This is a genomic window from Nostoc sp. CHAB 5836 (assembly GCF_020829445.1).
GTDB lineage: Bacteria > Cyanobacteriota > Cyanobacteriia > Cyanobacteriales > Nostocaceae > Nostoc.
Window position 1 is genome coordinate 1 of sequence record NZ_JAIVFV010000184.1, and the last position, 12,886, is coordinate 12,886.

Below are 12,886 nucleotides of genomic sequence, written 5' to 3' on the forward strand. Positions count from 1 at the left end.
GTTCCCAGGTCAGATTGCTACGGTATGCTTTAGTCATTCGCTCACAGGGTGCTGGTTTCTACAAAATTCAGCATACGCCTTGTGAGCTTTCTTACACTAGCCCCCCACTTTTAAAACATCCTCTAAACTATAAAGATGAAATTTTATTAAAATCTATTACTGCCAAAAGAGAGATCATCTGGCATTGGAAACAAAGAAGGCTACTAAAATCAAGCCACCAACCAAAGCTGTAGCTGCGATTCCCAAGAAAATATAGGTTCGCTTTTGCCCTTCCGTGGGAGGTTCTGCTTGATAAATCTTTGGTTCGCGGGCAAAATTATTTAGAAGACCGCCTTCTTCATTTGTATAGGGCATGAATTAATTCCTTTATCTTTATCGTTCATTTAATGTTACATAAATGGTAAATCCGCTCCTAAACTGCTAGACAAATCGTTACATTTGGCATTGGGGATTGGGCACTTGTACTCTATGCCCCATGCCCTAACTAGTAATCGTCCCAGTTAGAGGAGAACTAGGACTGGCGTAATGTTTGATCGGCATTCTGCCAGCAAGGTATGCTAAACGACCGGCAACTGTTGCTAAATTCATGGCACGAGCCATTGCTGCTGGGTTTGGAGAAAGAGCGATCGCACTATTAATCAACAAGGCATCTGCTCCCAATTCCATTGCTTGAGCAGCTTCTGAAGGTGAACCAATACCGGCATCTACCACCACTGGCACACCTGCATTTTCGATGATGATTTGGATATTGGCTGTTGTTTTTAAACCTTGTCCAGAACCAATTGGTGATGCCAAAGGCATTACTGTCGCACAACCTACTTCTTCTAAGCGCTTGGCTAACATGGGGTCAGCATTGATATAGGGCAATACTGCAAAGCCTTCTTTAACTAGTTGTTCTGCTGCTTGCAATGTCCCAATCGGATCTGGGAGTAAATACTTAAGGTCGGGTATTACTTCTAACTTTATAAAATTATTATCTTCCTGTCCCAACAATTTTGCCATTTCTCGCCCTAAACGCGCCACCCGAATCGCCTCTTCAGCAGTTTGACAACCTGCGGTATTGGGTAACATCCAAATTTTCGTCCAATCTAAAGCTTCGGCTAAACCTTCATGTCCGGGGGCCTTGGTTTGTACCCGTCGTACTGCTACGGTGACGATCTGGCAATTGCTGGCGGCAATACTTTGCTGCATTTCCTCGATGCTGCGATACTTACCAGTTCCCGTCATCAAGCGGGATTGAAAGGTTTTGCCAGCGATCATCAGGGGGGAGTCTTGAATGGGAAGTGGTGGCTGCTGTGGCGATATAGCAGGCTGATGCCCGTTGGAGAAATTGGCAGAGTGAGTCAGCATTGGTGTGGAGGTAGATGGCTTGTAATGGAAGCGCGAACAGTGAAAATCAGCAAGTAGGGGGTCAGACTTTTGTTCTAAGATTAAATCGGCAATCAATGCGGCTGTTATGGGCGCAAGTAGAATTCCGTTGCGGTAATGACCAGTAGCAAGGGTTAAATTCTGACAGTGGCTCGTTCCGAGAATGGGCAACTCATCAGGGGTAGCTGGGCGAAATCCCCACCACAATTCCTGGATGGGATAATGCTTTAGTTGAGGATACAGCCGGATGGCAGCTTGTAGTAATTTTTGGATACCTTCTGGGGTGTTGTTGGGCATAAAGCCAACATCTTCGTTTGTTGCCCCCAGAACGAGGCGATCGCGTCTCGGTACGATGTAAATATCCTGCCCAAACAAAACCCGCTTTAAGGGCAATTCCGGCACTAATTCCGGTATCCGTACACTCAGCATTTGTCCTTTTCTGGGTAGCACAGGTAGTGGTAACAATTCATTTGACCAAGCACCTGAAGCTAAAACATAGTGCGCGGCGCGAATTATTCCAGCATTGGTTTGGAGTCCAACCACTTGTCCCTGCTGCTGCAAAAATGCTTCTACTGTAATGCCATCTTTGAGTTCAACACCAACAGACTCAGCCGCCGTCCACAATACGTAAGCTAGAGCCTTATTATCAACTTGTGCATCTTCAGGATACCACCAGCCGCCAACTACCTCTGCTCCCAATCCTGGTTGATATTGATGAATTGCCTCTTTGTTTAACCAGTAAGCCGGGGATGAGGGAGATGAGGGAGATGAGGAGGAAAGACTTTCCCCTCTGCTCCTCTGCTCCTCTGCTCCCCCTGCTCCCTCATCTCCCCCTGCTCCCCCATCTCCCCCTGCTCCCTCATCTCCCCCTGCTCCCCCATCTCCCCCTGCCTCTTCAAAGACAGGTGCCAGGATACCGCAGGGCCAGTAGCCAGTATTTAAGCTGGTCAGTTCTTCTAATTTGCGCGTCCAGTCGGGATATAAGGCACGCGATCGCCAACACAAGGAACGCATTGCCCCATTGGGGATATTTTCCGCATCTGGTGCTAACATCCCGGCGGCGGCGTGGGTAGCGGCAGCCTGGAAGTCACGACAAAGCACGGTGACGTGTGCCCCGCGCAGTTTTAGTTCAATGGCGATCGCTAAACCAATAACGCCGCCACCAATAATTACAGTCTCACTAGTCATTAGTCATTAGTCATTGATCATTAGCCACTTATCATTAGTATATAAACCTCATCTAAGTTGAGAACCGTAGTTTTTGCTCTCACCCTAAATCCCTCTCCCACATCTGGGAGAGGGATTTAGAGTGAGGACTCCCTTTCTCCCACATCTGGGATTCGGGGTTGGGGGATGAGGGCAAATCCTTTTGAAGAGGGATGAACTAAAGGTTTCAAGATAGATGTGGTTTAACTAATAACTCATAACTAATTAACTCATAACTTATAACTTATAACTAAAGACGGATCTTATCGTTACCACAAAGCACGAATTGGTTCGTTGCTTTGATTTGCATTGCTGGATGGCGTATCTGTTGCGGAAGTATCTGTACTGCCATCTGTTGTACTGTTTGCAGGTGAGGTTGAATCAGTGGAAGGATTTTGGGCAACGCTACTTCTGTTGTCAGGTCTTGGGGCTACAATACTACGCCTCGTTTGGTTTGTTTCAGTTGTTTCATTTCCTTCAGTTGCAGTTTCATCATTCTTGCTGCCTGCACTGCTATTAACATTGATATTAGCTGGCAGAACTTTTGCTGCTTTGCCACCGGGAGTCTTAGCGCTTTGTATGCCCATAGGAAAGTTGATGCCTAGTAATGTACCAAGCAGAATGGCCAAACCTCCAGCCATCAAAATTAAGGGTGTCCATCTACCCATCTTGTCTTAACTCCTTTTTAACCTTTTGCTGTCCACACTATTCGAGAACCTTGTCCCCAAAAACCATCAAACTTTGTCACTTTCACATCGCCTAAAACCTGAGTTTGACAGGCTAAACGTAAGTCTGTTGTAGGAGAATGGGGAGGAAGCGAACGCCGTGTTCGATCACGCCAATTCGCTGCTGATACTTCGCCCTCTACCTTAAGCGTACAGGTTCCGCAACTGCCAATGCCTCGACAGTTTATTACCTTAGCACCGTCATTGTAGAGGTCAATACCATTTTGCAGCAAAATTTCTCGGAGATTGCTTCCGCTTAAGCACTCAATTGTTTTACCTTCAGCTAGTACTTTAGGCATTTTTAAATTGTCAAACTGGCTTTTTGTTGTATATTGACATATTGCCTCGAAAGTTGTCTCGTCGGTCCCAGTTTTATGACCACAAATTCCTCACCTCAACTTTGGCTATATGACACCACATTACGCGATGGCACTCAGCGCGAGGGGCTATCTGTATCGATAGAAGATAAGTTACGCATTGCCCGTAGACTTGATCAATTGGGAATTCCCTTCATTGAAGGCGGTTGGCCTGGTGCTAATCCCAAGGATGTACAATTTTTCTGGCAACTCCAAGAAGATCCGCTAAAACTTGCTGAAATTGTGGCTTTTTGTTCGACTCGACGGCCCAACTCCACTGCTGCAACCGAACCGATGCTACAGGATATTTTGGCTGCGGGAACTCGCTGGGTAACGATTTTTGGCAAGTCTTGGGATTTACACGTGACCACAGGACTCAAGACGACATTAGAAGAAAATTTAGCGATGATTCGCGACACCATTGAGTACCTCCGTTCTCAAGGTCGTCGGATTATCTACGATGCCGAACATTGGTTTGATGGCTATAAGCACAATCGAGATTATGCTTTACAGACATTAGAGGCGGCGATCGCATCTGGTGCTGAATGGCTAGTCCTTTGTGATACCAATGGCGGTACTTTACCCCACGAAATTAGTCAAATTGTTCAAGATGTCATTAGTCATTTGTCATTGGTCATTTGTCAAGAAACAATGACGAATACAACTCTACCAGAGGCTGCACCAACGACTACGCTCAGTACAAGTGACAAAGGACAAAGGATAATTCCCCAAATTGGAATTCATACTCATAACGATTCTGAAATGGCTGTTGCTAACGCAATAGCCGCCGTCATGGCAGGGGCGAAGATGGTACAGGGGACAATTAATGGTTACGGTGAACGTTGCGGCAATGCTAACCTCTGTTCGTTAATTCCCAATTTACAACTGAAGGCGGGTTACAGTTGTATCACAGAAGACCAGCTTACACAACTTACAGAAGCTAGTCGTTTTGTGAGTGAGGTGGTCAACCTCGCACCAGATGAACACGCACCTTTTGTGGGACGTTCGGCTTTTGCTCACAAGGGTGGTATTCATGTATCAGCCGTGGAACGTAATCCCCTAACTTACGAACACATTCAACCGGAACAAGTCGGGAATCGTCGCCGCATTGTGATTTCTGAACAGTCTGGACTCAGCAATGTTTTAGCCAAAGCCCGCAGTTTTGGCATTGAATTGGATCAGCAAAAGGCTGAGGCGAGAGAAATTCTCCAGCGCCTGAAAGATTTGGAGAGTGAAGGATTTCAATTTGAAGCAGCAGAGGCCAGTTTTGTACTGTTGATGCACGAAGCTTTGGGAGGTCGCCAGAAGTTTTTTGAAGTCAAAGGTTTTCAAGTCCACTGTGACTTGATTGAGGGGAAAGAAACTAGCAATGCCCTAGCTACAGTCAAAATCGCTGTTGACGGGAAGAATATTCTGGAGGCGGCGGAAGGTAACGGGCCTGTGGCAGCTTTGGATGCAGCTTTACGCAAGGCTTTGGTGAACTTTTATCCCCAAATTGCAACCTTTGATTTGACAGATTATAAAGTGCGGATTCTCAACGGACATACGGGCACTGCGGCGAAAACTCGGGTGTTGGTAGAATCAGGCAATGGTCGTCAACGCTGGACAACGGTAGGCGTTTCCACCAATATTTTGGCGGCTTCCTATCAAGCAGTGGTGGAGGGCTTGGAATACGGTTTGTTGTTGCACTCTCAAGCAGAAGCGGCGGTGAAAGCTTCTAGTTGACAAAAGTAGGTATGTAGTGTAATAAGTTGGCGATGAGAGGGGAAGCGATCGCAATTTTGGCGATCGTCGGTCAACGTTGTTGCACAGCATTTGGCTCAAGTAAGCTATTCCCAAAATGGCACAGCGACCTCAGTAATATCAAGGGTCTAACTGGCAATTGTCGGTTAGACCCCAATACTGCGTAGGTTTTTAATATTTGTAGGTTGGGTTGAGCGGAGCGTTACCCAACAAACCCCGCTCTTCGGTTGGGTTTCGTTCCTCAACCCAACCTACACATTTTTTATTTTTTTGCCAAAACCTACGCAGTATTGGCTTAGAGGATGTTTGAAAAGTTCTTGACGGTAAGATTTTATGCCAATCGCCTCACCATAATCCGAATCATAGCAATGTAGATAAATGTCTCTGCGGTTTCAGGTAATAGCTCGTAGTATGCAGTTCAATCTTCGACACCAAGTTAGCCAACCCAAGGTTCGCTCGACTACCCAGCGCTTGGGTAACAATACAAACTTCTTGCTTTCCTTTGGTCGTATAACTACCTGTATAATCCAACGGCAGAAATCCATTACCCACTGCATGAATGGGTTACCGTCAAAACCAGCATCTACCCATATTGTATGTAGTCGCGATACAGAAGGTTCCATTTGTTTGACCTTTTTGAGTACTTGTTTACCACCTTCCCTGCGGGACGCTAACGCGAACAGGCTCACCGACACTAGCCGCAGTAATTAATACTCGTAGTACTAAGCCTAAAGTATCTACTGTTACGAACCGTTTGCGTCCCTTGACCTTTTTACCTGCATCATAACCGACTGCTTCACTTACCATTGCTGCACTTTTGATACTTTGGCTGTCCACAATAGCTTCAGAGGGGCTTGGCGATCGCTCCGAAGTAACCCTAGTCCACTCCCGTAATCTGTCATGCATTCTTACCCACGTTCCATCCTTGCGCCAGTTACGAAAGTATGTGTAAACGGTTTGCCAGTTTGGAAAGTCGCAAGGTTTGGCTCGCCACTGGCACAAGTGGTAAACCTTTACCCACAACAATTGACGAGTATTTAGCAGAGCGTATGCCTAATCCCAGCCTCACAGATTGGCCTGATGTGGCTAATTGTGCAGAGTTCAAGGCAGTCAACAATGCACTGTTAAATGGAGCCAATATAGAGGATTTAGAAGTCCATACGATCAGGACTTGGACAGGTGAAGCGTTTCCCCGGTGTGCAAACTGTCGAATAACAATTGATGATGCGAATGTAACGAGTGACCCTTAAATAGTTAACCAATCAAAGCCATCCTTAATGTAAGAAAAGGAACAGGTACATATGGCAGTATTTTCAGCAGAAACTAGAGCAGTACTCCAGCAAGCAGGGTGGAGTGAAGACCGCAAAGTAGACACAAGTGAATACGAGAAGTGCTTAAAGTTAGAAGGTTATCCAGATCATGCGGTTGTAGTGGATTTTTTAGCACGTTTTGGGGGTTTACGGGTAATATATCCTCACCCTCGTGTTCCTCAAACCACTGACGAGTTCTGTATTAATCCGATGGTTGCTGCTGCCCATATCTGTTTAGAAAGGGTGAAAGAAGACTATGATCAGCGCTTAGGTGCGCCGCTTTGCGTTATCGGTGAGGCTTTCGACTATCACATGACTCTAATGATGGATTCAAACGGTAAAGTATACGCAGGCTACGACGACACATTGATTCATGTAGGGGACTCTGGAATTGATGCCATTGAAGCTATTTGTAGCGGAAGGCATAAGGCAGAAGTACAGTAACGCCAAAACTTAAACCAGAAAAAGCATCGATAAAAATAGTTCCCCCATATGTGCTGCGCCTACTCCTTGAGCAAGCGATCGCACACAATAACTGACTTTGGGGATCATCCCTCCGCATTAGATAGAGCCAACATAAGGGATTTAGAAGTCCATACGGTTAGGACTAAATCAGGTCAAGCATATTCCCGGTGTAGAAATTGTCGAAAAACTATTGATAGTCCAAACGTGACAAGCGACCCCTAGCTCGTTGATTAATCAAGGACAATCTTGACATAGAAAAAGGAACAGTTATTTATGGCAGTATTTTCAGCAGAAACAAAAGCATTGCTACAGCAGGCAGGATGGAGCGAAGACCGTTGTGTGGATACAAGCGAATATGAGAAAAGCTTGCATTCCGAAGGGTATCCTATTCATGCAGTTGTAGTGGATTTTCTAAGGCAGTTTGGGGGCTTGCAAGTCGTACACCCACATCATCGCCTTAAAAAAGAAAAGGACGAATTTTACATTAATCCAACGGTTACTGCCTCACATATCTATCCTGAAAGGGTTGAAGATTACAGTCAGCGGGTAGGTACTCCGCTTTGCATAATCGGCGAGGCTTTTAGCTATCATATGACTTTAGCGATGGCAGGCGATGGTAAAGTATACGCAGGCTATGACGACACATTGATTCATGTAGGGGATTCTGGAACTGATGCCATTGAAGCTCTTTGCAGTGGAAGAGATATGCCAAAAATACCCTGATATCAAAACTAAAATATGTCAGGCTGCTGAAACTTGAGAACCTAGCTGTAGCTAGAGGTAATTCCAGCTTCTAAATTACCTCTAGCCAATGGGAAAACAGTTGAATCAATGTCAGTGAGTCTAAAGTTGGATTAAAAAAGCTGGAAGAGGCGATCGCTAGCCACCCTTTGGCAGTTCGAGAAATGGCTAAACAAAGCGAAGATTTGCAAAGGCTCAAGCAGGCTGAGAAATTAGATCGGGACTTTGTGGAATGGCTCCGTACCTCATTTGACAACGACGGAAAAAGCCTGATTGACTTAGCCTGAAGTTGATTTAACAGCAATACTGCGTAGGTTTTGCCTAAAAAATAAAAATGTGTAGGTTGCGTTTCGTTCCTCAACCCAACCTACTAGCTCGCTCGCAATTCATCTCAACGCCTCCCTATCGGGTAGGCGTGAGGCTTCTTGCTTTTCTAGCTAAATTAAGTACGTTGGTGCGAAAAAACTCAAGTATGTTACCAAACGTAAATAAGCTTAAAACCTTTACTAATGACAAATGACAAATGACAAATCACAGCCTTAGCCAGTTAACTTTAATTGCGCCAACCTACTTACCTCTAGCTAACGGGAAAACAGTTGAATCAATAGGGGCGTTCTCAGTTCGAGGAGATAAAGTAAGAAAACTTTAGAAAAGATAAATAATTAAATTAATATGCCGGACGATTATCATTTACTTAAACTTGGTGGTTTGACATCGCTAATTACAAGTGTAAATGTGTCTCTATGGGGAAACGAAGTATCAGTTGAATGTGTGTACGATCCTACCGAGGATCGCTTACCTTATGTGCTAGTTTTTCAGGACTGTCGTGACATAAGGTGGAGTGTGCATGACTCAGAGGAAGTACATGAACCAGAAGCTGATCTCATCGGTTTTTCTCTGGGTGCAGAATTCCATAAGAAAGCTGCTGTAATTACCACAGACATCTTTGAACTATCGATAATTTATAGCAGTTTTATTATCAAAAAAAATTGGTAATACCGCATTCTCAGCAGCCAACACGTTGGGTAGATGGGTTGACCAATCAAAGGTAAAAGCAATTACTTTTACCTTTCACCTTTTCCTGATTAGTGCCCAGTGCTGATATGGTTAATTTAGTGGCTTCTGTGCCATGAATGCAAAAACACCAACCCGATTGCTAATCCCATAGTGACAATTATTGTTACTCCTATACCTAAAATGCGATGCCTAGGTTGGGCAAAGCCAACGCCAATATTCCAATATTTAGGTCTGCACCTAAATATCTCATGCTGCGACCAAAACTTTATCCTATGCAAAGTTTCAGGAGAACTTTTCCCAGGATTGGGCAACTAATTGGCTTAACCAGCGACGTTGTTGCTGATCCAGCAGTGGATCCTCTGCTAGCAACTGAGCGGTTAACTCTTCCAAAGATTGACCCTGAGCGCGGACAATTTTAATTACTCCAGCGATCGCACTGGCAACTAGTTCTTCATCTATCGGCTTTTGTCGTAAAGCAATAATCTCTTGGGGACTGTCTGGAATGGGATAATTCATGGCGTGGGTTTATAAATTTACAAAATGAACAATAAATTTGACAAAATCTTAAAATTTCTTCACTGAATCTTTACGAAACTAATAGGGCGGAGTTTACCTTATTTTCTGCATTCATAAAATCTGTCTTAGTAAATAGATTGAAGGGAGATATCAGGAAACGATGAGAGAAATCCTTTATTTAGAAGTTCCAACTCCGGATATAGCAACTGTACGTAATTGGTTACAAACAGATTTTGAACCCGGAAATGGAGAAAAAGTGCTTACCTCCGAAGGCTTTCGCCTCAAAATCCCCAGTGTTACTACAACTGCTGGGGTGACTCTTTCGGCAAACTTACCTGCGGAACTTTCGGTATTTGTCTGGTCGGTGCAACGAACTACCTATTTAAAAGTATTTCGTTGGGCAGAAAAGCCCTTTCCCAGTGAGGGACAAATTCTGCAACGCCTAACCAAAGAAATCAGAACTCGTTTTGGAAATCATTACCCAGAACCGCCAGCGATTGATTTATCCCAGCAATCGATTTTTGCAGCGCTAGCCTCTGCTTACCCCCTCACCGTCAAATACTTTCAGAAAATGCCCAACGGTGAATATGATCTAACGCGTGCCTATTGGTGGGAACAACGATGGCGCGAAGGGGTACGCAACCCGCAGCAGCCGCGTCAAGTGGTGTTTTCCCACTCAGGAGCAAGAGTAGGGGGAGATGGGGGAGTAGCGGGAGATGAGGGAGATGGGGGAGATAGAAAAATAATATCCCCCTCATCCCCCTCATCCCCCTCATCCCCCTCATCCTCCTCATCCCCCTCATCCCCTACTTACGATCTGATCTACATCGGTGGCGCACTAGGTGCAATTCACGCAGCACTGATGGCAAAACTCGGATATAAAGTCCTGCTGGTGGAACGAATGCCCTTTGGCCGGATGAACCGAGAATGGAATATTTCGCGCGACGAGATTCAAAGCTTGGTTAACCTGGGTTTAGTCACCCCCGCTGAGTTAGAAACTATTATTGCCAGGGAATACAAAGACGGATTCAATAAGTTTTTTGATGCTAATAATCCATCCAAACTGCGATCGCCAGTCCTACACACACCCACAGTCCTAAATTTAGGTTTAGATTCCGAAAAATGGCTTCAAATGTGTGGGCAAAAACTGCAAGCGGCAGGCGGTGATATCTGGGATGAAACAGAATTTATCCGTGCAGATATTGATATATCACAAGTTACTTTGCAAGTCAAGCATCTACCTAGTCAGATTGAGAAGCAAGTAAGTGGACGACTGTTAATCGATGCAATGGGAACTGCGTCGCCTATCGCTTGGCAATTAAATGGTGATCGTGCTTTTGATAGTGTCTGTCCGACGGTGGGAGCGGCAATTGAGAGCGGATTTGAGCCGGGAGTATGGGATTCCCAATATGGAGACGTTCTTTACAGTCATGGCGATATCTCGCGGGGAAGGCAGTTGATTTGGGAATTGTTTCCCGCAGCCGGTGATGAACTAACGATTTATTTATTTCATTACCACGAAGTCAATGCTGAAAATCCCGGTTCCTTGCTAGAGATGTACGAGGACTTTTTCGCGATTTTGCCAGAGTATCGCAGGTGCGATATGGACAAATTGGTGTGGAAGAAGCCGACATTTGGGTATATACCAGGGCATTTTAGTGTGGGAAGTCGCGATCGCACAGTTGCCTTTGATCGATTAATTGCGATCGGTGATGCTGCATCACTCCAATCTCCCCTCGTCTTCACCGGTTTTGGTTCTTTAGTTCGCAACTTAGAGCGCTTAACAACGCTGTTGGATACTGCCCTCAAACATGACTTGTTGAGCTTCCCACACTTGAACCAAATTCGCGCCTATCAAAGCAACGTTTCCGTGACTTGGCTATTTTCCAAAGGCATGATGGTACCCACAGGGAAATTTTTACCACCGCAGCGGATTAACGCCATGCTCAACACCTTTTTTGGGCTATTAGCAGACGAACCGCTAGAGGTGGCAGATAACTTCATCAAAGATAAGTGTGATTGGTTAACCTTTAACCGCCTAGCACTGAAAGCAGCGAGAAAAAATCCTGCTTTGCTTTTATGGATTTGGGAACTTGCTGGCCCAAGGGATTTACTCAGATGGCTAGGTAGTTATTTCAACTTCGGTCGTCATGCCCTAGTTAGTGCTTTATTGAGTCCGTGGTTTGAGCGCTTCTTGAACCGAGTAGGTTTTTGGCTAGAACCCCGGAATCCAGGCTTATGGCTGTGGTTGTTAGCGATTAATTATGCGATCGCCACAGGCAAACCGCGATCGCGCAGCCAGGTAGTAAAATCCAACCCAGAAGCCATAATTCCGAAATCAGAAGCAAGAATTCTGAATTAGTCATTGGTCATTGGTCATTGGTCATTAGTATTAGACAATTGACTAAGGACAAATGACTAAGGACAAATGACTAATGACAACTAAATTATTAACTCTTGGGGCGAAAATTCGGCAGTTCTACAGATGCCAATGACTTACGCCCCTTGGGTGGACGCTGCGGATAAACTACTGGTGACGGTGAATTGGCATCATTAGTGTTATCACCTAATGACTCTGGGGACAAATCAGTTGCTGATAATTCCAACTGTCTCAATTGCAAAACTTCTGACCAATAGTCTTCAGTTTCTCCAACAGATGTTTCAACGTGAGGTGAGCTAGAGGAAACCGGTAAGTTATTTGGTGAAACCACAGAATCCGTCGTCCAACAAGTAGAGGTAGTTGTAGGAGGATTAATTTCTGCTTCCAAATGCTCCTGCTGGGAATTTTCTAGTTTCTCATCGTCTTCTAAGATCGTTGCTAAAGTCTCCCAGATGGGCGCATCACCTACATCTGTTTTCGTAGCAGGCGGTGGTGATGCAGATGCAGGCTCAGAGGTAAAAAACATTTGGATTAGACTATCTAATTGCTGATCTAAATTTGATGAACCCAAAGGTGAAACAGCTTCTAGTGTATCTGGGGAATCATCAACTTCTTGAGATGGCGCGGGTTGTACGGGTTGTGTTGCTATTGACGTGTCTTTCTTAACTGTCCAATTCCAAGGAGATGATGGTGTCGCAGTAGCTTCATCTCTTTGAAAGGGGAGTGGTGCTGAGGGTTCACCCCAAGAATTATCTAGATCATCACTCAAGGATTCTGATTCTGCTGACCAAGGTTGAATTGGCTGTACGTTAGGAAACAAAGACCGAGCTTTTCTAGAGAATCTTCCTTGGCTACTAGTTATGTCTTTAGGATGTTTTGCTGTATCCTCTAGGGAGTCATAGCTAGGAACCGATGTATCTAGACATTTTTCTAGAGCTTACACATTGACCCCATAGAACAGGAACATGAAGCATGGGAATATCTCATGTACAGTGACAAACTAGAGCGCCTGAATACGGGGCGGCTGTCTGCTTCCATGCTCAATAGATATTCTCACCT

14 protein-coding genes and 1 pseudogene are annotated in these 12,886 nt (G+C 45.0%); 8 read left to right on the forward strand and 7 right to left on the reverse strand.

Annotated features, from left to right (window positions below; genetic code table 11):
- Positions 1 to 174 precede the first annotated feature (174 nt).
- The 4 genes from LC605_RS26450 to LC605_RS26465 all read right to left on the reverse strand — a co-directional run bounded on the left by LC605_RS26450 (position 175) and on the right by LC605_RS26465 (position 3,598).
- Positions 175 to 354, reverse strand: a complete 180-nt coding sequence (locus tag LC605_RS26450) for a photosystem II assembly protein Psb34 (RefSeq protein ID WP_229550470.1) — start codon at positions 352 to 354, stop codon at positions 175 to 177.
- A 126-nt stretch (positions 355 to 480) separates the two neighbouring features.
- Entirely contained in the window at positions 481 to 2,556 is a 2,076-nt protein-coding gene (locus LC605_RS26455; protein ID WP_229550471.1) for an FAD-dependent oxidoreductase, read from the reverse strand.
- A gap of 287 nt (positions 2,557 to 2,843) precedes the next feature.
- Positions 2,844 to 3,242 (reverse strand): hypothetical protein, encoded by a 399-nt coding sequence (locus LC605_RS26460; protein WP_229550472.1) that lies wholly within the window; start codon positions 3,240 to 3,242, stop codon positions 2,844 to 2,846.
- Positions 3,243 to 3,259: 17 nt separating this feature from the next.
- Positions 3,260 to 3,598 (reverse strand): 2Fe-2S iron-sulfur cluster-binding protein, encoded by a 339-nt coding sequence (locus tag LC605_RS26465; protein WP_229550473.1) that lies wholly within the window; start codon positions 3,596 to 3,598, stop codon positions 3,260 to 3,262.
- A 75-nt stretch (positions 3,599 to 3,673) separates the two neighbouring features.
- Here LC605_RS26465 and cimA point away from each other — a divergent pair, with 75 nt between their 5' ends.
- Both cimA and LC605_RS26475 read left to right on the forward strand, forming a co-directional pair.
- A complete protein-coding gene (cimA, locus tag LC605_RS26470; protein ID WP_229550474.1) occupies positions 3,674 to 5,380 on the forward strand; it encodes a citramalate synthase in 1,707 nt (568 codons plus the stop codon).
- Positions 5,381 to 5,406: 26 nt separating this feature from the next.
- A complete protein-coding gene (locus tag LC605_RS26475; RefSeq protein WP_229550475.1) occupies positions 5,407 to 5,565 on the forward strand; it encodes a hypothetical protein in 159 nt (52 codons plus the stop codon).
- A gap of 164 nt (positions 5,566 to 5,729) precedes the next feature.
- On the opposite strand, the pseudogene LC605_RS26480 reads toward LC605_RS26475, so the two are convergent.
- Positions 5,730 to 6,397 (reverse strand): annotated as a pseudogene (locus LC605_RS26480) (IS5 family transposase); the annotation flags it as partial.
- Between LC605_RS26480 and LC605_RS26485 the strand changes: the two are divergent.
- The 5 genes from LC605_RS26485 (at position 6,343) to LC605_RS26505 (ending at position 8,910) form a co-directional block, all read left to right on the forward strand.
- Complete coding sequence (locus tag LC605_RS26485) at positions 6,343 to 6,648, forward strand: hypothetical protein (protein WP_229550483.1); 306 nt, start codon at positions 6,343 to 6,345, stop codon at positions 6,646 to 6,648. The pseudogene LC605_RS26480 and the gene LC605_RS26485 overlap by 55 nt on opposite strands.
- Positions 6,649 to 6,699: 51 nt before the next feature.
- Complete coding sequence (locus LC605_RS26490; protein ID WP_229550476.1) at positions 6,700 to 7,152, forward strand: SUKH-3 domain-containing protein; 453 nt, start codon at positions 6,700 to 6,702, stop codon at positions 7,150 to 7,152.
- A gap of 294 nt (positions 7,153 to 7,446) precedes the next feature.
- Complete coding sequence (locus LC605_RS26495) at positions 7,447 to 7,896, forward strand: SUKH-3 domain-containing protein (RefSeq protein WP_229550477.1); 450 nt, start codon at positions 7,447 to 7,449, stop codon at positions 7,894 to 7,896.
- 140 nt (positions 7,897 to 8,036) lie between these two features.
- On the forward strand, positions 8,037 to 8,201 hold the full coding sequence (locus LC605_RS26500) for a DUF416 family protein (RefSeq protein WP_267868671.1): 165 nt from the start codon (positions 8,037 to 8,039) through the stop codon (positions 8,199 to 8,201).
- Positions 8,202 to 8,586: 385 nt separating this feature from the next.
- A complete protein-coding gene (locus LC605_RS26505) occupies positions 8,587 to 8,910 on the forward strand; it encodes a hypothetical protein (RefSeq protein WP_229550479.1) in 324 nt (107 codons plus the stop codon).
- A gap of 303 nt (positions 8,911 to 9,213) precedes the next feature.
- Here LC605_RS26505 and LC605_RS26510 read toward each other — a convergent pair whose 3' ends face one another.
- Positions 9,214 to 9,447 (reverse strand): hypothetical protein, encoded by a 234-nt coding sequence (locus tag LC605_RS26510; RefSeq protein WP_229550480.1) that lies wholly within the window; start codon positions 9,445 to 9,447, stop codon positions 9,214 to 9,216.
- A 160-nt stretch (positions 9,448 to 9,607) separates the two neighbouring features.
- On the opposite strand from LC605_RS26510, the gene LC605_RS26515 reads away from it, so the two are divergent.
- Positions 9,608 to 11,809 carry an NAD(P)/FAD-dependent oxidoreductase gene (locus LC605_RS26515; protein ID WP_229550481.1) on the forward strand — a complete coding sequence of 734 codons (2,202 nt, stop codon included), beginning with the start codon at positions 9,608 to 9,610 and terminating at the stop codon, positions 11,807 to 11,809.
- Between the two features lie 88 nt (positions 11,810 to 11,897).
- On the opposite strand, the gene LC605_RS26520 is transcribed toward LC605_RS26515, so the two are convergent.
- Positions 11,898 to 12,647: a hypothetical protein gene (locus LC605_RS26520; RefSeq protein WP_229550482.1), complete on the reverse strand. Its 750-nt coding sequence runs from the start codon at positions 12,645 to 12,647 to the stop codon at positions 11,898 to 11,900.
- Positions 12,648 to 12,886: the final 239 nt, after the last annotated feature.

Bases quoted from the DNA above. Each gene is read 5' to 3' on its own strand.
- LC605_RS26510 (WP_229550480.1), bottom strand. From the start codon at position 9,447: ATGAATTATCCCATTCCAGACAGTCCCCAAGAGATTATTGCTTTACGA.
- LC605_RS26450 (WP_229550470.1), bottom strand. From the start codon at position 354: ATGCCCTATACAAATGAAGAAGGCGGTCTTCTAAATAATTTTGCCCGC.
- LC605_RS26495 (WP_229550477.1), top strand. From the start codon at position 7,447: ATGGCAGTATTTTCAGCAGAAACAAAAGCATTGCTACAGCAGGCAGGA.
- LC605_RS26515 (WP_229550481.1), top strand. From the start codon at position 9,608: ATGAGAGAAATCCTTTATTTAGAAGTTCCAACTCCGGATATAGCAACT.
- LC605_RS26485 (WP_229550483.1), top strand. From the start codon at position 6,343: ATGTGTAAACGGTTTGCCAGTTTGGAAAGTCGCAAGGTTTGGCTCGCC.
- LC605_RS26460 (WP_229550472.1), bottom strand. From the start codon at position 3,242: ATGGGTAGATGGACACCCTTAATTTTGATGGCTGGAGGTTTGGCCATT.
- LC605_RS26465 (WP_229550473.1), bottom strand. From the start codon at position 3,598: ATGCCTAAAGTACTAGCTGAAGGTAAAACAATTGAGTGCTTAAGCGGA.
- LC605_RS26455 (WP_229550471.1), bottom strand. From the start codon at position 2,556: ATGACTAGTGAGACTGTAATTATTGGTGGCGGCGTTATTGGTTTAGCG.
- LC605_RS26505 (WP_229550479.1), top strand. From the start codon at position 8,587: ATGCCGGACGATTATCATTTACTTAAACTTGGTGGTTTGACATCGCTA.
- cimA (WP_229550474.1), top strand. From the start codon at position 3,674: ATGACCACAAATTCCTCACCTCAACTTTGGCTATATGACACCACATTA.
- LC605_RS26490 (WP_229550476.1), top strand. From the start codon at position 6,700: ATGGCAGTATTTTCAGCAGAAACTAGAGCAGTACTCCAGCAAGCAGGG.